A 17,608-nucleotide genomic window follows, 5' to 3' on the forward strand; every position below is an offset into this window, starting at 1 on the left:
CGTTTGAATTCACCGGACCTGTGCAGCTTTTTTACTCTGGTCCGGTGGAATGATTTGTTGGGCATGGTTCTTTATGCGGTGAGCGACGAGCTAGCCAAAGAAAAACCCCCTGAAAGAGCAGCCGGATAAAGCTGGCAACGGCGAATACAGAAATGAGAATACCCAAGACAGCGGAGCCAGAGAAGATGCCTGTCGTAAGCTGGTTTACCTCTTTGTCAGAATAAGCAAATAGCAAAGTCCATAAGCAGAACCAGATAACAAACCAAACGACAATAAAGGGCTTCCTCCAAGGCACTGCAAGCGGAAAAATCACTAGGACTACACAGATGAAAAAGATGACCTCAGCGTTCATTAAGCTGTGTCCAGCGACTGAAAGGAGCGAGGTTGAGCGCCGGGTTAGGAGTTTTGTTTGCGCGCATATTGTTCGAAACCTAGAAGGCGACTGAGCTCGAACATAGTTAAGCCAAGCAAACCAAGGCCGCCAAGCATGGACAAATACATGCCAACGACGAAAAAGACTGGCGCACCGTTTGTGTAACGCGATGGCACCGCCAGCAATAGTGGCCGTGAAATGAGATTGAGCGCCCCAATAGCGGCACCGAAAATAAGTAGAAAAATGCCGACCTTACGGAGTGCATTCCCGAACCCTGCTATCTCGGGGGCATCAAGAGTACCCGGAGTCTTTGCTACAAGAAACACCCGGTATAGCCCTATGACAAGAAGGACGATTGGTCCCAAAAATGGGACGCCCAAAGATGTGCCTCCCGTTGCCAAGGCCACCCAGCCCGAACTTGCCAAGCCGATCGGGAGTACAGCACTAAGAACCACCAAGGCATATGCCCACTTGAGATACAAAGGTGCGCGTAGATACATTGAAATAGACTCCTAACGTTCGAAATAAGGGGCGCCGAGCGCCTGCGAGGGGAGCCAAAAGCTTGCTTTTGGCCGTCCCGACTTGATTGAAAGGTTAGGGCTATGGCTTGCACAAAATGTGAGCTTGAACCCCAAAATCTTTACATGAACTTATAAACGTATTTATTAGCCATATTAACTGTACATAGTGTGGTTTGCATTTTTGTCCTGAAGCTAGTTTATTTAATTCGGCTGTCAGTTTTGATTTTTCCAAAAAAGGGGTTGCGAGTACAATTTTCTTTATGGAATTTGGATTTTGATTTATTTTGTCAAGAGCTATTTCTATTTCTTGCCAATTTTTAGCTCCAGTAATTCTTTTAATATTGGTGTTTTCATAATTTCGTTGCCACTCATTATCGTATTTATTCTTAAATAGTTGTTTTTCGGCCTGAGTTCGGCCAATATTTTTTAGCGCCTGAGCAACTACATCATGAAAAGCACTGGCGCCGTATGTATCTTTGTCAGTAAATTTAGAGTGTATAAATGAGATGGATGGGATTGTGCTGTTACTATCTATTGCAATATGATCAGCCCATTCATCATTCATGTCGTCACAAATGACAATGTTATGGCCTGTGCAATATTGATCTTCTACTTTTCTGAATAGAGAATTAATTGGGAATCGAGTTAGGCTTGCATCGTGTGGCTTCTCTTTTTCACTCAGCGAGCCACTAAGGTTGTAATTATCATTAAATACGTTGAGTATTGACTGAATGTTATTTATTAAGTGCTTGTCTTCAAAGCATGACTTTGAGTAATATGAATAATTGGGTGAGTCAAATACAGCGGAAAATGGTTTTTCTTTGTTTATATATGCGCCTATCGTGTAATTTTCAGAGCCATTTTCAGTTACGGAAATGCTATCAAGAAGTTTGCTTCTAATTGTAATTAAATTTTTTGAGCATGAAATATTTCCAGGTAAGGTTACGCCTTTAACCGACAGTGAATTATTATTGACTGCGATAGGTGATTTTAGGAAATTAAATAGCTTGGTGATTTCCCTGCTATTCAAATTACTTCCATTTCCTTTGCTTAAAACCGCCTCCCCTTCCAAAACCTTTTTTTCTATTTCAGTCAAATCTATGAGGATGGCAACGACTTTATGACCTGACTCTATAATTTCTTTCAAACAAATTGGAGAAGCAAAATTACGAAGAAATTCGCTTTGATTGGTGGTTGCTTTAATTTCTTCTTTGGTGTCAATAATCCAATCAATCAGTTCGTCAAGTGACGTTTTTTTATCCCTGTGACTAACTCTAGAAGAGCTTGGATTTAAAGTGTACGAATCCTCTCCGACTTTCATTCGAAAATTGCTTGGTATTGATCGACTTGACGAATTTGAGGGGAGAATTCCATTTAAGTTTTTGGCTTCTAATGATCGTGATCTTATAATGGAATTTGATATGCTCATGCTTTTCATGGTAATTTTTTCATATTCAGGATTTTTGTTGCCATGGAAATGACAGAATTTCTCATAATCAAATTCATCTATAAAAGAAGAAATATATTTTTCTGGCGAATCGACGTGTTTCTTCAGGATGGCCAAGGAATCATTGCACTCAATTAATAATAAATAGGCGTATTTTTGCTCTTTAACAGTGGTTCCCGCTAAAAACGAAGGTTCCGCCTCAATTTTATATGAAATAATTGAGTATATAACCGCGTTTCCTGAAGTTGTTGTATGGTTGACTTTTGAATAATTTAATAGATAGTTCCCAATGCGGTGTTTAGATATTTCTTTAAAGGTAACTTCGATAGACTTTTTGGTAAGTGCTTTATTCAGCTTAAAAAACTGAACGTTCTTGCTTAAGCTTAAATTTCTAATCATTTTAAGGAAATCCTTGTGTGAAGGACCAAGCTCGAAGATAGCCCTAACGTTGGAAATCACCGGACGGCAAAAAGCGTAGCTTTTTGACGGTCCGGTGGATTGAAATGTTATGCGTCACTCGACCACCCGCAGCTTGATTTGTGCGCCATCGGGAAGCTCCTCGATCTGGCGAGCAATATCTCCGGAAAAGCGCACTAGTTCGATTTGCGGCGCAGTGGCGAGATTGCCGCCTCCGTATGCACCACCCAAAACGCCAGGAGTTTTGAGGCAGTATTTTCTCCCCTCAGTCAAAGGATCGCACTGGTCTTTTGCCAAGGAGACAAGCTCACTCATGTACCAGTCTTGAAGGAACTCTCGGTTAGTTGAAAGTGAATCAAGCTCTGTGCGGTTGGCGGCAATTGCTTTGCAGTAGCACTCTTCCGGGCACATGCGCCAAAACTTCCCATCCTCGTCTTTGATGATGAGATTGCCGAAGTCGTTTTCGCCGACGACCTCAACAGGCTGAATGCCAACCCAACCCCAATACTGGCGAATTTCTTCAACGAGGCTCATGTAATGACACATAACGTTGTAGGTAAGGGGCGCTGCGCGGCGCTTTATCGCGCAGTGTCCAGCGACCGGAGGGAGCGGCCTTGACCGCAGTGTTAGGGCGTAGAGGCGTCATTGGGCAAAGGGGTCTGGCGTCGGATTCAAACACTTTTGATAGGGGCCAACCTCCAGCACCTTGTACTTAAGCGGGTAGTCGCCCTCTGTATTATCCCAACCGAAAATTGATTGGATTTCCGTAATTTTGAGTTTGACTTTTGCTTCCCAGCACGACGTTCTTTTGTTTGTTTTAGGTGTTTTGAATGCTCTTTCAGCTACAGATTCGTCTACGAATTGCAGGTAGATTTCGTGCCTAAAAAACACAGGTGTCTTTTCTGGCCATGGAGTCCTTTTTTCTCCACGGAGCGTGAACTCATTGATGAACTCTGAAGGTTCGCGCCTTAAGACACCGGAAACTATTTGCTCTCCTTGAAAGAAGAATGCACCAACTTCCCTGTTGTTACCTGGTGTCTCATCCATTATTTGATAATTGCAAGCGGCAGCTAACTTGAGATTTCTAAATTGAGATGGCGGGGTTTGAAATAGTTTCGGGCAATTTTTGCCTCGGCAGCTCGGTAATTCAGGACTTGCATAGTTGTATTTTTTACACACATCTACTTCTTTTGAAAGCGAAACAGATGCATGGAAGATGCAAAGCAGAAAACAAAAAAATGTCAGCAGGCGCATGTGCAAAGCCCTAACGTGAAGTAGACGGCAAAACCGCCATATAAGCTGGCCAAGCGCCGTATACGCCAGTCAACACGGCAGCCCAAATCGCTTTCCCTGCGAGTGTTTCAGCCGTGTCGGGCAAATATTTACGAGAATAGATGGCAGTCATACGCGGCGTGGTCCAATGATCTTGGCATTCTGCCTGCTCGCAACGCCTTTGTCATTTTTGTGGCGCTGTTCCGTAATTCGAACAGGAAAAATGGCTCTCCAGCAGCCTTTGATTGCTGATCACCAACGCCCATCTTTCACCTGTTCCAGCCTGTTGCGTTTCGGCTCAGGCAATCAACAGCTGTCCGGAAATTGAACGGGTTTTTGTGGGACGGTTGCCTTGTCGCTGCAACTGCTCAATCTGCCGAAATCCCCGTTCTGTCGCGGTCGACCGCGAAATTTGATTGATTTTCGCAGCCCTGGCATGGGCTTCGCGGTGTCTCCGGCACCAAGCCATCCTCGCGATGGCGGGGGGTTAATGGTCGGCTTTTTGCCGGCCGAAGGGTTTATCACAATCAAAATATTCGGAGACATTCCATGCACAATTCCATGTCCATTCGTCCGCTCGTCCTGGCTTTGCTGGCCTGCGCCAGCACCGGTAGCCAGGCGGTCAGTTTTACCCAGAACGATGTCACGCTCGATATCAATGGCACGATCAACGGCTTTTACGTCAATCGTGAAGCCAAGACGATCAACCGTTCGACCGGTGCAACGACGACGACGAACAACAGCGCACTGACCAACGGTTTGTTGCCGGGCTGGATCAATTTCGTGGCGACGACGCAGGCCAACGGCCAGGACATCAAGGCGCATTTCAGCTTTGCGCCGGGCATCAACAACAATTCGCAGACGGTGGGTTTGCCGATCGGCAATAACGCCGGCGGGGCAGGGACGACCAATCCTTACAGCCAAATCGATACGCGCAATGTGTATTTCCAGTTCGGCAACAATAACTGGGGGTCGCTGAAGTTTGGCCGCGACATCGGCTTGTTTGGCCGCGACATCATCCTTTCCGACATGACGCTGCTCGGCGTCGGCGGTACGAGCAATGCCGGCATTCCGTACAACACCACGTTCGGCATGATCGGCCACGGTTACATGTACACCGGCTTCCAGCCGCAGATCACTTACACGACGCCGAATGTTGGTGGTTTTCAGGCGTCGGTCGGCATCTTCCAGCCGAGCAAGTTTGCCGGCGATGAAACCAAGGCACCGGGTTTCCAGGGGGTCGCCACCTATGACTGGAAGCGCAATGAAGCCAGCGGCAAGGTGTGGACCGGTGCGGTCAGCCAGACGACCAGTTGCGCCGTCAGCCCCTGTGCGACCAGTTCCTATACGGCGAATGGTTTTGAGCTGGGAGCCAAGGCCGGCTACGGCAATTTCGAAGCGGTGGCCTACGCCTTCACCGGCAGCGGTCTGGGCTTGTCCACCGTCGGTGCGCAGTTTTACGGCGGCAGTAACAACCGTGGCAACAAGACTGAGTCGGACGGCTATTTCCTGCAGGGTACCTACAAGTTCGGCGATACCAAGGTGGGCCTGAACTACGGTGAAAACAAGGACAAGGACGGTTTTGCGCTGACCGGCACCAGCCCGCTCAACAGCATCAAGAACCGGGCTTACACGCTGGGCGTCTATCACTCGCTGAACAAGTTCATCACGCTGGTCGGTGAGTTCAATGACGAAAAGGTGACCAATGTGTCGGATACCAATTTCGACAACAAGAATCGCACCCTGTCGTTTGGCGGCCTGATTTTCTTCTGATCAACCGGCAACTCTCCGAGAGGCGTTGATGGTGTTCAATGAATCGTGGGAGGTATCGGCCGGAGGGCCGTTCCTCGCCGTCATGGCGCGCTGGGTGGTCATGGTGCTGGCTTTTTGCCTGATTCCCGACGTTTTTCCGGCGGAAAACATGGCTTCCCGGGCATCTGTCGTGAGCCATATGGCGACGGCTCAACGTTAGATTGGCGCCGTTTTGGGCGCTTGATAGGAAAAACGGGGATAAGTGTTCTTTATCCCCGTTTTGTTTGGGTAAGTCTGTGGATAAGCTCGGGATGAATGCGCCAAGCGCTTGTTGCAATTGATGAAAATCGCTTTGCCTAAAAAATGGGCGATTTCGTTGATTCGCTTGTGCCAAGGCCGTTTCTGGCGATTCGGCAAGCCCTGTCAAGGGGCTTTTGTTCTCGTTTCGAGATGCGATTGATCGAATTAATCCAATTTACGGCGCTGCAATGCTTGGCTAAGCTGGCAAGCCATTCAGGAGAAGCCGATCATGCCTTACGTCAATATCAAGATTACCCGCGAAGGGGCCACGCCCGAGCAAAAAGCCGAGCTGATCAGCGGCGTCACCGCGCTGTTGCGCGATGTGCTGGGCAAGAACCCGCAAACCACCGTTGTCGTGATCGATGAAGTGGAGACCGACAACTGGGGGATTGGCGGCGAGAGCGTGACGGTCCGTCGCAGTCGGGGAAGCTGACCCTGCGGTCTGCCCGGCGACGAACCGGGCTGTCGCTCAGTTCGTTTTAGACCGGGCTTGCAGCCACATTGGCAGAAGTTGTACGGCCAGAATGCTGATGAAGATCAGTGCGCAGCCGGTGAACTGGATGGCGGTCAGTCGTTCGCCGAGAATCAACGCGCCGGCCAGCCCGGCAAACAGGGTTTCGGCCGAGAGCAGGACGGCGGCATCGGCGGCCTGGGTGTGGCGCTGGGCGACGACTTGCAGCGTGAAACCAACGCCGACCGAGAGAATGCCGCCGTAGAGAATGGCCGGCAGCCCGGCCCACAGGCTGCTTGCCTCGATTGTCTCGGTCAACCCGCCCCAGACGATGGAAAGCAGGCCGCAAACGATGAACTGGGTGAGGGCGACGAGAATCGGCGTGCCTTTGTCGGCGGCGATGCGTCCGACAAACAGGACGTGCAGGGCCCAGAAAATGGTGCTGCCGATCACCCAGTAATCGCCTTCCGCCAGGGCGGAAAGCTCGCCGCCGCTGAGCAGCAGCGTACCAACCAGGCTGCCGATGACCGCGGCCCAGACCGAGAGATGTGGGCGCTGGCGGAGCATCAGCCAGGAAAGTACCGGAACGAGCGGCATGTAGAGTGCGGTCAGAAAGCCGGCGTTGGTCACGGTGGTTGCGCCGAGGCCGATCTGCTGCAGGATGATGCCGCCGAACAGCAGGCCGCCGAGGCCGCACCAGGCGAGCAGGTCGGCGGCTTTGATGCGCACGCCGCGGTCGCTCAGGCGGGCGTATTCGCGCAGCGCCATGGGGACGATGATCAAGGCGCCGAGCAGGAAGCGTGAGCCGGTGTAGATGAAGGGGCCGAGGTCTTTCATGACCAGTTGCTGGGCGACAAAGGTGGTGCCCCAGATCAGGGCGACCAGCAGAAGAGTCAGGTTGGCGCGTGTTCTCGTCATTTTTTCTTTGAATAATGTTGGATGCCGCCGGGGGCTAGCGGTGAATGCGGCAAAGCGTGCTTTTGCCAAACAGGCTTTCAATCAGGTCGACCGCAAGCTCGGCGGTCTGGTTGCGATGATCGAGCGCCGGGTTGAGTTCGACAATGTCGAGCGAAGCCAGACGGCCACTGTCGGCGATCATTTCCATGCATAACTGGGCTTCGCGATAAGTCGGGCCGCCGCGGACTGTTGTGCCGACGCCGGGGGCGATGTCGGGGTCGAGGAAATCGACGTCGAGGCTGATGTGCAGATGCGTCTCGGCATCGATGCCGGCCAGCGCCTTTTCCATCACGGCGCGCATGCCGTGTTCGTCGACATAGCGCATGTCGAACACTTCGATGCCCAACTGGCGGAGAAATTGTTTTTCGCCTTCGTCAACGCTGCGAATGCCGATCTGGCGGATGTCGACCGCAGCAAGCGCCGGCACATGGCCGCCGATTTCGTTGAGTTCGCGCGGGCCGTGGCCGCACAGGCAGGCGACCGGCATGCCGTGGATATTGCCCGAAGGCGTCAGCGTTGCGGTGTTCAGGTCGGCATGGGCGTCGAACCAGAGGACGCGCAGCTTGCGTCCCTGTTCGCGGCAATGGCGGGCAACGGCGCTGATCGAGCCGATCGCCAGGCAGTGATCGCCGCCCAGGGTGACGGGCAAGCGGCCGGCGCACAGTTCGGCATGCACGGCGTCGTGCAGCAGGGTGTTCCAGGCAATCACTTCCGGCAGGTGGCGCAAGCCGTTAACCGCCGGCAGGCCGGGGTTGGGCGGGCCGACCAGATCGCCGCAGTCGCGGACATCGACGCCAAAGGCGCTGAGGGCCGAAGCGATGCCGGCAACGCGCAGGGCTTCCGGCCCCATGCTGCTGCCGCGCGTGCCTGCGCCGACGTCGGTGGGGGCGCCGATCAGGCTGACGTGCAGACGGGTATTGGTTTTGATCATTGTTGTAGCGCCCTTTTCATGGGTTGCCAAAGGCCACCTTGATGCCGGAAATCAGCATTTGCACGGCCATTGTCGTCAGTACCAGTCCCATCAGGCGTTCCATGGCGGCCATGCCGGAACGTCCGAAAAGGCGGGCCAGTGGGTCCGACATCAGCAGTATGGCGGTGTTGGCCGCCGAGGCCAGCAGGACAGCAGCCATCCACGGCAGCATTTCGCCGGACTGGCGGGAGGCGAGCAGCACCATGGCCAGTGCCGAAGGGCCGGCGATCATCGGCACGGCGAGCGGCACGATGAAGGGTTCGCTGCGCGGTTCGGTCTCGGCTGCAGCATGACCGGCGGCCGGAAAAACCATGCGCAGGGCGATCAGGAAGAGAATCAGTCCGCCCGATATTTCAAGGGCCGGATCGGACAGGCGCATGGCGGCCAGCAGCCAGTCGCCGACGAAGAGAAAGGCGATCAGCACGCCGGTGGCGATGGCGCATTCGCGCAGGATGATCTGTCGTTTGCGGGCAGCGGGCAGTTCGCGCAGCAGCGACAGCACGAAGGGCACGTTGCCGAGCGGGTCAAGGACCAGCAGCAGAATGAAAACGGAGGAAAAGAGTTCCTGGTTCATGAGTTTCTCTGCGGGGCCGGCATCTGGCCCGGGACCAGTGCTGCCGGCCCCGGGAAAATAGTGAGGCTTAGTTGAAGTTGTAGCGGGCCATCAGGTTGAGACGGGACATTTCGCCCTTCTCGCCGATCAGCGTTTCACGCTGACCATAGATCCATTCAGCGCCGATATCAACAAACTTGATCGGGTTCCAGATACCGCCGACATGCATTTGCGAGACACGGCGATTGACCCCGAAACGGCCGCCACCGAAACCCTGGGTCAGTGCCAGGTCGGTGTAGGCGTTGTTGAAGTTGCGTTGCATGCCATAGGCCAGGTTCATGCGCAGCGTATCGCTGAATTTGTGCTGATAGCCGAGCACCAGACCGGCTGCGCGTTCCATCGCGATCGAGTTGTTGGTCGCGTTGTAGGCAGCACCTTCGATGTAGTTGAAGTAGCGGCCGATGCCTTCGCCACCGGTGGCGATGAAGCTCAGGGTGTCGTCGCCGGTCGGCTTGTAGGTGCCGCTGGCAGCCAGGCCGTAACCGCGACGCGAGGCATCGATGCTGTCGCCGTTGTCGATCCGGTGCTCATGCGTCACGCCGCGCAGGCTGAGCGTGCCCCAGGTGAAGGGCTTGTCCCAGCGGAGAATCAGGTCGGGCGTGCGCGAGAAGCCATTCTTGGTCGCAGCCGGGTCTTCGCCCGCCTTCTTTTCGAGAACGTAGCTGACCGAGTTTTCGATGGCAGCGGTGAAATTGCCGTAGTTTGGCGTCACGTAGGTATAGCGGACTTGCGGCTGACGAATGAAGGTCGAACCGATCGGGCCGTTGAAGTCGACCACTTCCGGCGTTGCATCGACGTCCATGAAGCTCGACCAGGTCTGGCCGACCAGCCAGGAGCCGACCTGAACGTAGGCGTGGCGCAGGCGGAAGTCATAGCTGTTGGTGGCTTGTTGCGTGTAAATATTGCTCAGCGAGCCGTAGACCGCGGAATTGCCGGTGCGCGGGTCGTTGTTGAAGTCGCCCTCGATTTTCGCGGTCAACTGGCCGTAGGCGGTCGGCATGGCGGCTTCGACGCCGAGGCGCGAGGTACGGGCGTGCATATAGGTCTGGCCGCGGCGATTGGCTTCATTGCTGCCATTGAGTGGCGCGTAGGGCATGAAGGTCGAGTAGTCGCTGTCGGCGTTGCTGCCGCGTGTTTCGTGCACCAGGTTGGCTTCGGCGATGCCGTAGAGACGGATCGAGACATCGGAGTTGGCCAGGCGGTAGGAATTCGGCAAATCGCCGATCACGACGGCTTCCTTGCCCTGGGCGGTGACTTGATCCTGCAGTTGGGTGATTTCTTCCTTCTGGACTTTCTTCAGTTCTTCGATCTGTGCCTGCATAGCCTTGAGCTGGGCTTCGAGCTGGGCGATGCGGCTGTTGTCGTTGGCCTGTGCGAAGCCGGCGGCGCCGAAAGCGATCAGCGCCAGGGCGATAGGTTTGAGTTGCATGGTCTACCTCTAAATAATCATGAAAATGGGCGGCGCGTGGGCCGCCGCGCGATCAGAAGCCGTGGCGAACCTGGGTCAGGAAAGCCTTGGCGCGCTCGTGATCGGGATTGGTGAAAAATGCTTCCGGCGTCGAATCTTCGAGAATCGTCCCGTGATCGAAAAAGATCACGCGGTCGGCGACTTCGCGGGCAAAGCCCATTTCGTGCGTGACGACGAGCATGGTGATGCCGGTGTGGGCCAATTCGCGCATGACGGCGAGCACTTCATTGACCATTTCCGGGTCGAGGGCCGAAGTTGGCTCATCGAACAAAAGTACCTTCGGGTCCATCGCCAGCGCTCGGGCAATGGCAACGCGCTGCTGCTGGCCGCCGGACAGTTGCACCGGATATTTGTGGGCGTGTGCTTTCAGGCCGACCCGTTCAAGCAAGGCCAGCGCCTTGGCTTCCGCATCCGGACGCGACATCTTGCGGACCCGCATCGGGGCAAGCGCGACATTGCGCAGAATGGAGAGGTGCGAGAACAGGTTGAAGCTCTGGAAGACCATGCCGACTTCACGACGGATGGCGTCGAGATTCTTCAGGTCATCGTTCAGCTCGATGCCGTCGATCTGGATGCTGCCGCTGTCGTGCGCTTCGAGCCGGTTGAGCGTGCGCAGGAAAGTCGATTTTCCCGAGCCGGAAGGACCGATGATCGCCGTTACCTGACCCTCGCTGAAACTGGCCGAAACATTCTTGAGCGCATGGAAAGTGCCGAAGTGCTTGTCGATGTGGCGGGCGACGATGATCGGGCGGGCATTTTGAGTTGTGGTCATGCAGCCTCCTCAGCGTTTGCGGCCAACGTCGAGCTGGGCTTCCAAAGCGGAAGTCAGCGTCGTGAAGGCGGTGGTCAGGATCAGGTAGATCACGGCAATGGTCAGGAAAACCGGTACCGGCTGGTAGCTTTCAGCCTGCACGCGGTAGCCGATCATGGTCAGTTCGACGACGCTGATGGCGTAGGCGAGCGATGAGTCCTTGACCAGCGATGCCAGGTTGTTGGCCAGCGCCGGCAAGGCGACACGCATGCTTTGCGGCAGCGTGATGTCCATGAAAGTCTGCATTGGCGACAGGCCCAGCGCCCGGGCTGCTTCGATCTGCCCCTGCGGGACGGCCAGGATGCCGGCGCGGACGCATTCGGTGTTGTACGCCCCGATGTTCAGTGACAGCGCGACGACGGCACAGGCAAAGTCCGAGAGCTGGATCGAATCGGGCAGGATTTGTGGCGACACCAGCCAGATGAACAGAATCTGCAGGAGCAGTGGCGTGCCGCGAATCAGCCAGACATAGGTTTCGCAGATCCAGCGGATGACGGCAATCGACGACAGCTTGCCGAGGCCGGCCAGCACGCCGAGGATGATCCCGACCGTGCCGGAGATCAGCGTCAACAGCACGGTGATCCGGGCGCCTTCGGCAAATTGCTGGGCCGCCGGGCCGATCGGCTCGGGGGCGGCCGACAGCGGAATGGCCATGCCCCAAAGAAAAACGAGCAGGCCGATCATCGCGGCAAACATCGCCCAGGCCGGGTGTTGCTTGGTCCAGTTCATGTTGGCTCAGCGCTTAGCGGCAGGAGACGTCGGTCTTGAAGTATTTCTGGCTGAGGCTGGCGTAGGTGCCGTCCTTGACCACTTCGGCCAGGCCGCGGTTGAACTGCTCCATCAGTTCCTTGTTGTTCTTGCGCATGATTGCCGAGACGCGTTCGATGAACACCTGCTCGCCTGCAACGATGCCGGCATCCGGGTTCTTGTCGAGGGTGGCCTTGATCAGCCACTTGTCGGAAATCCAGGCGTCGATCTTTTTTGCTTTGAGTGCCGAAAAGACTTCCGGGTCGGCCTTGTAGGTTTTCAGCTCTTTCAGGCCGGGGATTTTCTTGGCGCTGTCGTAGTAGCTGGTCGCCAGTTGCACACCGACGGTATGGCCGTTCAATGCAGCGGCGGTCAGGGCGCCGTCTTTCGGTGCGGCAATCTGGCCGCCGGTGCAGTAGTGCGGGTTGGTGAAGTCGACCGACTTGGCGCGCTCTTCGGTGTAGCCGTGCGAGGCGATGGCAAAGTCGAAACGGTCCTGGCGAATCGAGGCGACCTGGGCATCGAACGGTACGACGCGCCACTCGATGTTCAGCCCGAGTTTCTTGACAACGGCTTCGGCGATTTCGACTTCAAAACCGGTCAGCTTGGAGCCTTCGAAATAGTTGAACGGGTAAAAAGAGCCTTCGGTGACGGCGATGACTGTGCCTGCGGCTTTGATGGTGTTCCAGTCGCGTGCCTGGGCAGTGCCGGTGATCATTGCAAAAGCAAGCGGCAGCAGGGCAGCGGCGAATTTGGCGGTGAAGCGCATGATTCCTCCAGAGTTTAGGACTGTGGCCGGAATATCTTCAGCTTGCCTTGCGGCAGGCTGATGCATTCGGCGGCTCGTTGGATTTTGGGTCCGTGCCGGGAGCACGGTATCGTCGCCCTGTACATTTGGGGCTTCGATAAAGGGGCGCGATTCTACGCGCCACGCCATTGAGCAGCCAGTTCGCCAATCAAAAACTAGGGGTTTTCCCGTAGTTGTTGCGTTGCGTTTTCAGCAAATTTTGTCGTGAATTCGGGATAAACAGAATTTATCCCCGTTTCGGTCGGGTAAGTCTGTGGATAAGCGCTGGGTAAGTTCGCTAGATGCTTGACGCAGCGGGATTTTTGATCGATTGCTTAAAAAATGAACAGCAGGCTGCACCCTTGCCAAATTCGTGCAGCCTGTGTTCGCAGCCTTCTTCGGGCTTAGCCGATTGCCGCAGCGTAGGCCTGGTCGAGTTCCTGGCGGTTGCGGGCGCTGGTTTTCAGGTCGAGCAGGCGGCCATTGTCCAGGCCATAGATCCAGCCGTGCAGCATCAGTTCCTGGTTCGACTTCCATGCCTCGATCACTGGCGTGGAGCGGGCCAGGTTGCGGACTTGTTCGATCACATTGAGTTCGCACAACCGTCGCCATTTTGCGGTGGGGTCAGGCAATTTTTCCAGTACCGCACTGTGGCGTTCGATCACGTCTTCGATATGGCGCAGCCAGTTGTCGATCATGCCGTTGCTTTGACCCTCCAGTGCAGCCTTGACGCCGCCGCAGCCGTAGTGGCCGCAAACGATCACGTGTTCGACGCGCAGCACCTGGATGGCGTAATGTACGACGGATAGGCTGTTCAGATCGGTATGCACGATCACATTGGCGATATTGCGATGAACGAAAACCTCCCCGGGATTCAGTCCGGTGATCTGGTTGGCCGGAACGCGGCTGTCGGAGCAGCCGATCCAGAGGTATTTCGGCGCTTGTTGTGCGGCGAGTCGCTGGAAATATTCAGGGTCATCCTGAAGTTGGCGGAGTGACCAGCGCTGGTTTTGTTCGAAAAGTTCGGGCAGATATTTCATGGTTGTCTTAAATCAGGGTGACCAAGGCTGCGATGAGCAGGCCGAAGGACATGAGGACGATGAATTTGGCGGAATTTTGTTCGTTGACCGCAGCATGGCCTGCGCTGCGCTTGACGGGAGGTCGGGGAGGGCGCATCAATGAAACACGCCTGCGTCAGCACGTTGCTCAAATTCTTCGGCCGAGTCATCGTCGGTGATTTCGACCACCGGCTGGCGTGCGTGGCGGTGCTCGCGCTGACGCTCCAGGCGGCGGGCCAGCGAGCGTTCGGCGCGGTCGACCGCACGATTGATCGCAATATAAAGATCGGCCTCGGTATCTTCGATAACCACATCGCTGGTGCCGGGCAAGGCGATCTGGATGCGGCAGCATTTGTCTTCTCCGCCGCGCGGGCCATTGATGTCATAAAGCCGGACGGCCACCTTGCGAACATCGTAGACCGCCCAGCTCAGGGCAAAACCCAGGCGGCGTTCGGCATGCTCGCGCAGGGCCGGAGAAAGCTCAAAACCTTTGGCTCGAATATCGATTTGCATGATGTGCTTCCTTTTCGGGTTGGGACGAAGTTCATCCTAAAGCAGGTCAATGTTCCGAAATAGACGGATTTAAGTGATCAATGTTCCGTTATTTACGAAATATTTTTTGCCGGCAGAGAAGGCATCCCCGTGTTTATCCCCGGTTTGGCGGGGTAAGTCTGTGGATAAGCACTGGGCAGATCGATCAACTCATTGAGTTGACAGTGGTTTTGGGTCGCTGCCTGATTTTTGGGCGCGGCTCGTCCTGAATGCACCGTTTGGCGCTTTCGCGCTTAGCAAAACGCGAATGGTTAATATATAATATATAAGACTTGCGAGCCGGCTTGGGGTTGCAGTAAACCGAACCATCGGGCCGCCGCCATTGTCGTAAAATATTCGTTTTCCCAGAGCAACCCTTTACGAAAGGAAGTCGCCGTGCTTGAAGCCTATCGCGCCCACGTAGCAGAGCGTGCAGCCCTCGGTATCCCGCCGCTGCCCCTGTCCAAGCAACAGACCACCGAACTGGTCGGCCTGCTGAAGAATCCGCCGAAGGGCGAAGAAGCTGCCCTGGTCGAGCTGATCACCTACCGCGTACCGGCAGGTGTCGATGATGCCGCCAAGGTCAAGGCCGAGTTCCTGGCCAAGGTTGCCAAGGGCGAAGAAGCCTGCGCCCTGATTTCCAAGGAAAAAGCCACCGAACTGCTCGGCACCATGCTCGGCGGTTACAACGTCAAGCCGCTGATCGACCTGCTCGGCTGCGGCACCTGCGGTGCGGTTGCTGCTGAAGGTCTGAAGAAGACCCTGCTGGTGTTCGACTTCTTCCACGATGTCGCTGAACTGGCCAAGGCCGGCAACGCCAACGCCAAGAACGTCATGCAATCCTGGGCCGATGGCGAGTGGTTCACCTCACGCCCGGCTGTCCCGGCTTCGCAGAAGCTGACCGTTTTCAAGGTCACTGGCGAAACCAACACCGACGACCTGTCGCCGGCTCCGGATGCCTGGTCGCGTCCTGACATCCCGCTGCACGCGCTGGCCATGCTGAAGAACCCGCGTCCGGGTATCGAAGCCGACGAGCCGGGTTCGCGCGGCCCGATCAAGCAACTGGAAAAGCTGGCTGCCAAGGGCAACCTGATCGCCTACGTCGGTGACGTGGTCGGTACCGGTTCTTCCCGCAAATCCGCCACCAACTCCGTGTTGTGGTTCACCGGTGAAGACATCCCGTTCGTCCCGAACAAGCGTTTCGGCGGCGTCTGCCTCGGCTCCAAGATCGCTCCGATCTTCTTCAACACGATGGAAGATGCCGGCGCGCTGCCGATCGAAATCGCTGCTGACCAGATGGACATGGGCGACGAGATCGAACTGACCGTCGACCAGGCCACCGGCAAGGTTGTTGCCACCAAGAACGGTGCCACCATCGCCGAATCCCAGCTCAAGACCCTCGTCATCCTCGACGAAGTCCGTGCTGGCGGTCGTATCCCCCTGATCATCGGTCGCGGCCTGACCACCAAGGCCCGCGAATTCCTCAAGCTGCCGCAATCCACCCTGTTCCGCCTGCCGCAGAACCCGGCCGACGACGGCAAGGGTTACTCGCTGGCGCAGAAGATGGTCGGCAAGGCCTGCGGCGTGACCGGCATCCTGCCGGGCACCTACTGCGAGCCGAAGATGACCACCGTCGGTTCCCAGGACACCACTGGTCCGATGACCCGCGATGAACTGAAGGACCTGGCCTGCCTCGGCTTCTCCGCCGACATGGTCATGCAGTCCTTCTGCCACACCGCCGCTTATCCGAAGCTGGTCGACGTGCGCATGCACCGCGAACTGCCGTCCTTCATCAGCACCCGTGGCGGCGTTGCGCTGCGTCCGGGCGACGGCGTCATCCACTCCTGGCTGAACCGCCTGCTGCTGCCGGATACCGTCGGCACCGGCGGTGACTCGCACACTCGTTTCCCGATCGGCATCTCCTTCCCGGCCGGTTCCGGTCTGGTCGCTTTTGCCGCTGCCACCGGCGTCATGCCGCTCGACATGCCGGAATCCGTGCTGGTCCGCTTCAAGGGCGAAATGCAACCGGGCATCACCCTGCGTGATCTGGTCAATGCCATTCCGCTGTACGCCATCAAGGCCGGTCTGCTGACCGTCGAGAAGAAGGGCAAGAAGAACGTCTTCTCCGGCCGCATCCTCGAAATCGAAGGCCTGCCGAACCTCAAGGTTGAGCAAGCATTCGAGCTGTCCGATGCTGCCGCCGAGCGTTCCGCTGCCGCCTGTGCCGTCGCCCTGAACAAGGAACCGATGGTCGAGTACATGCGTTCGAACATCACCCTGATGAAGTGGATGATCGCCGAAGGCTACTCGGATGCCCGCACCCTGAAGCGTCGTATCAACGCCATGGAAGACTGGATCGCCAACGGCACGCTGCTCAAGGCCGATGCCAACGCCCAGTACGCTGCGGTCATTGAAATCGACCTGGCCGAAGTTACCGAGCCGATCCTGGCCTGCCCGAACGATCCGGACGACGTCAAGGTCCTCTCCGAAGTCGCCGGCGCCAAGATCGACGAAGTCTTCATCGGTTCCTGCATGACCAACATCGGCCACTTCCGTGCCGCCGGCAAGGTCCTCGAAGGCAAGTCCGACATCCCGACCCGTCTGTGGATCGCTCCGCCGACCAAGATGGACGCGCTGATCCTGACCGAAGAAGGCTACTACGGCGTCCTCGGCAAGTCCGGTGCGCGCATGGAAATGCCGGGCTGCTCGCTGTGTATGGGTAACCAAGCACAGATCCGCAAGGGTTCCACCGCGATCTCCACCTCGACCCGCAACTTCCCGAACCGCCTCGGTATCGACACCCAGGTTTATCTGGGTTCTGCCGAACTGGCCGCCATGTGCGCGCTGGCAGGTCGGATCGTGACCGTGGCGGAATATATGGAGCAGATCAAGCTGGTGAATGCCAAGGCAGCTGAAGTCTATCGCTACATGAACTTCGACCAGATTCCGGAGTTCGTTGAAGTCGCTGCGACCGTCGAGATGTAAGTTGCGAAAATCGACCGGTTTTCCCGGTCGACCGCGCCCCGAAGGAAGCATTCTTGGGGTGTAGCAAACAAGAAAAAGCCCCCGTCGGGAAACCGGCGGGGGCTTTTGTCTGGCTGAGATGCTTCACGGCAAGTTCGCGAAGCATGCC

18 protein-coding genes are annotated in these 17,608 nt (G+C 56.0%); 4 read left to right on the forward strand and 14 right to left on the reverse strand.

Going from position 1 to position 17,608, the window contains the following annotated elements; translation table 11 throughout:
* Window positions 1-396: 396 nt before the first annotated feature.
* The 4 genes from GBK02_RS08135 to GBK02_RS08150 form a co-directional block, all read right to left on the reverse strand.
* Entirely contained in the window at window positions 397-873 is a 477-nt protein-coding gene (locus tag GBK02_RS08135) for a hypothetical protein (protein WP_203469226.1), read from the reverse strand.
* A 100-nt stretch (window positions 874-973) separates the two neighbouring features.
* On the reverse strand, window positions 974-2,740 hold the full coding sequence (locus tag GBK02_RS08140) for a hypothetical protein (protein ID WP_203469227.1): 1,767 nt from the start codon (window positions 2,738-2,740) through the stop codon (window positions 974-976).
* Window positions 2,741-2,854: 114 nt separating this feature from the next.
* Window positions 2,855-3,292, reverse strand: coding sequence for a T6SS immunity protein Tdi1 domain-containing protein (locus GBK02_RS08145; protein ID WP_203469228.1), 438 nt, complete (start codon window positions 3,290-3,292; stop codon window positions 2,855-2,857).
* 108 nt (window positions 3,293-3,400) lie between these two features.
* Window positions 3,401-4,012 carry a hypothetical protein gene (locus GBK02_RS08150; RefSeq protein ID WP_203469229.1) on the reverse strand — a complete coding sequence of 204 codons (612 nt, stop codon included), beginning with the start codon at window positions 4,010-4,012 and terminating at the stop codon, window positions 3,401-3,403.
* Between the two features lie 567 nt (window positions 4,013-4,579).
* On the opposite strand from GBK02_RS08150, the gene GBK02_RS08155 reads away from it, so the two are divergent.
* The 3 genes from GBK02_RS08155 to GBK02_RS08165 all read left to right on the forward strand — a co-directional run bounded on the left by GBK02_RS08155 (window position 4,580) and on the right by GBK02_RS08165 (window position 6,515).
* Window positions 4,580-5,803: a porin gene (locus GBK02_RS08155; protein ID WP_239003223.1), complete on the forward strand. Its 1,224-nt coding sequence runs from the start codon at window positions 4,580-4,582 to the stop codon at window positions 5,801-5,803.
* 28 nt (window positions 5,804-5,831) lie between these two features.
* Window positions 5,832-6,002 (forward strand): hypothetical protein, encoded by a 171-nt coding sequence (locus GBK02_RS08160; RefSeq protein WP_203469230.1) that lies wholly within the window; start codon window positions 5,832-5,834, stop codon window positions 6,000-6,002.
* 309 nt (window positions 6,003-6,311) lie between these two features.
* Entirely contained in the window at window positions 6,312-6,515 is a 204-nt protein-coding gene (locus GBK02_RS08165) for a 4-oxalocrotonate tautomerase family protein (protein ID WP_203469231.1), read from the forward strand.
* Window positions 6,516-6,551: 36 nt separating this feature from the next.
* Here GBK02_RS08165 and GBK02_RS08170 read toward each other — a convergent pair whose 3' ends face one another.
* From GBK02_RS08170 to GBK02_RS08210, 10 genes are all read right to left on the reverse strand, one after another.
* A complete protein-coding gene (locus GBK02_RS08170; RefSeq protein ID WP_203469232.1) occupies window positions 6,552-7,451 on the reverse strand; it encodes a DMT family transporter in 900 nt (299 codons plus the stop codon).
* A 34-nt stretch (window positions 7,452-7,485) separates the two neighbouring features.
* Entirely contained in the window at window positions 7,486-8,421 is a 936-nt protein-coding gene (gene rocF / locus GBK02_RS08175; RefSeq protein WP_203469233.1) for an arginase, read from the reverse strand.
* A gap of 16 nt (window positions 8,422-8,437) precedes the next feature.
* On the reverse strand, window positions 8,438-9,034 hold the full coding sequence (locus tag GBK02_RS08180) for a MarC family protein (protein ID WP_203469234.1): 597 nt from the start codon (window positions 9,032-9,034) through the stop codon (window positions 8,438-8,440).
* A gap of 67 nt (window positions 9,035-9,101) precedes the next feature.
* A complete protein-coding gene (locus GBK02_RS08185) occupies window positions 9,102-10,502 on the reverse strand; it encodes a DcaP family trimeric outer membrane transporter (protein ID WP_203469235.1) in 1,401 nt (466 codons plus the stop codon).
* Between the two features lie 52 nt (window positions 10,503-10,554).
* The gene (locus tag GBK02_RS08190) at window positions 10,555-11,286 is read right to left on the reverse strand and encodes an amino acid ABC transporter ATP-binding protein (protein WP_371810515.1); all 732 of its coding nucleotides are present in this window, start codon (window positions 11,284-11,286) and stop codon (window positions 10,555-10,557) included.
* A gap of 36 nt (window positions 11,287-11,322) precedes the next feature.
* Entirely contained in the window at window positions 11,323-12,081 is a 759-nt protein-coding gene (locus tag GBK02_RS08195; protein WP_203469237.1) for an amino acid ABC transporter permease, read from the reverse strand.
* A gap of 13 nt (window positions 12,082-12,094) precedes the next feature.
* Window positions 12,095-12,868: an ABC transporter substrate-binding protein gene (locus tag GBK02_RS08200; RefSeq protein WP_239003224.1), complete on the reverse strand. Its 774-nt coding sequence runs from the start codon at window positions 12,866-12,868 to the stop codon at window positions 12,095-12,097.
* Between the two features lie 422 nt (window positions 12,869-13,290).
* Window positions 13,291-13,926 (reverse strand): carbonate dehydratase, encoded by a 636-nt coding sequence (can, locus tag GBK02_RS08205; protein WP_203469238.1) that lies wholly within the window; start codon window positions 13,924-13,926, stop codon window positions 13,291-13,293.
* 7 nt (window positions 13,927-13,933) lie between these two features.
* Window positions 13,934-14,062: a hypothetical protein gene (locus tag GBK02_RS16975; protein ID WP_256435919.1), complete on the reverse strand. Its 129-nt coding sequence runs from the start codon at window positions 14,060-14,062 to the stop codon at window positions 13,934-13,936.
* A complete protein-coding gene (locus GBK02_RS08210) occupies window positions 14,062-14,457 on the reverse strand; it encodes an HPF/RaiA family ribosome-associated protein (protein ID WP_203469239.1) in 396 nt (131 codons plus the stop codon). The genes GBK02_RS16975 and GBK02_RS08210 overlap by 1 nt, the downstream gene beginning before the upstream one ends.
* 414 nt (window positions 14,458-14,871) lie before the next feature.
* Here GBK02_RS08210 and acnB point away from each other — a divergent pair, with 414 nt between their 5' ends.
* Window positions 14,872-17,460 carry a bifunctional aconitate hydratase 2/2-methylisocitrate dehydratase gene (gene acnB, locus GBK02_RS08215; RefSeq protein WP_203469240.1) on the forward strand — a complete coding sequence of 863 codons (2,589 nt, stop codon included), beginning with the start codon at window positions 14,872-14,874 and terminating at the stop codon, window positions 17,458-17,460.
* Window positions 17,461-17,608: the final 148 nt, after the last annotated feature.

This window comes from Dechloromonas sp. TW-R-39-2, assembly GCF_016864195.1.
Classification (GTDB): Bacteria; Pseudomonadota; Gammaproteobacteria; order Burkholderiales; family Rhodocyclaceae; genus Azonexus.

Excerpts from the sequence above, each read along its gene's own strand:
- GBK02_RS08135 (WP_203469226.1), bottom strand. The coding sequence starts at position 873 with ATGTATCTACGCGCACCTTTGTATCTCAAGTGGGCATATGCCTTGGTG.
- GBK02_RS08140 (WP_203469227.1), bottom strand. The coding sequence starts at position 2,740 with ATGATTAGAAATTTAAGCTTAAGCAAGAACGTTCAGTTTTTTAAGCTG.
- GBK02_RS08145 (WP_203469228.1), bottom strand. The coding sequence starts at position 3,292 with ATGAGCCTCGTTGAAGAAATTCGCCAGTATTGGGGTTGGGTTGGCATT.
- GBK02_RS08150 (WP_203469229.1), bottom strand. The coding sequence starts at position 4,012 with ATGCGCCTGCTGACATTTTTTTGTTTTCTGCTTTGCATCTTCCATGCA.
- GBK02_RS08155 (WP_239003223.1), top strand. The coding sequence starts at position 4,580 with ATGCACAATTCCATGTCCATTCGTCCGCTCGTCCTGGCTTTGCTGGCC.
- GBK02_RS08160 (WP_203469230.1), top strand. The coding sequence starts at position 5,832 with ATGGTGTTCAATGAATCGTGGGAGGTATCGGCCGGAGGGCCGTTCCTC.
- GBK02_RS08165 (WP_203469231.1), top strand. The coding sequence starts at position 6,312 with ATGCCTTACGTCAATATCAAGATTACCCGCGAAGGGGCCACGCCCGAG.
- GBK02_RS08170 (WP_203469232.1), bottom strand. The coding sequence starts at position 7,451 with ATGACGAGAACACGCGCCAACCTGACTCTTCTGCTGGTCGCCCTGATC.
- rocF (WP_203469233.1), bottom strand. The coding sequence starts at position 8,421 with ATGATCAAAACCAATACCCGTCTGCACGTCAGCCTGATCGGCGCCCCC.
- GBK02_RS08180 (WP_203469234.1), bottom strand. The coding sequence starts at position 9,034 with ATGAACCAGGAACTCTTTTCCTCCGTTTTCATTCTGCTGCTGGTCCTT.
- GBK02_RS08185 (WP_203469235.1), bottom strand. The coding sequence starts at position 10,502 with ATGCAACTCAAACCTATCGCCCTGGCGCTGATCGCTTTCGGCGCCGCC.
- GBK02_RS08195 (WP_203469237.1), bottom strand. The coding sequence starts at position 12,081 with ATGAACTGGACCAAGCAACACCCGGCCTGGGCGATGTTTGCCGCGATG.
- GBK02_RS08200 (WP_239003224.1), bottom strand. The coding sequence starts at position 12,868 with ATGCGCTTCACCGCCAAATTCGCCGCTGCCCTGCTGCCGCTTGCTTTT.
- can (WP_203469238.1), bottom strand. The coding sequence starts at position 13,926 with ATGAAATATCTGCCCGAACTTTTCGAACAAAACCAGCGCTGGTCACTC.
- GBK02_RS16975 (WP_256435919.1), bottom strand. The coding sequence starts at position 14,062 with ATGCGCCCTCCCCGACCTCCCGTCAAGCGCAGCGCAGGCCATGCTGCG.
- GBK02_RS08210 (WP_203469239.1), bottom strand. The coding sequence starts at position 14,457 with ATGCAAATCGATATTCGAGCCAAAGGTTTTGAGCTTTCTCCGGCCCTG.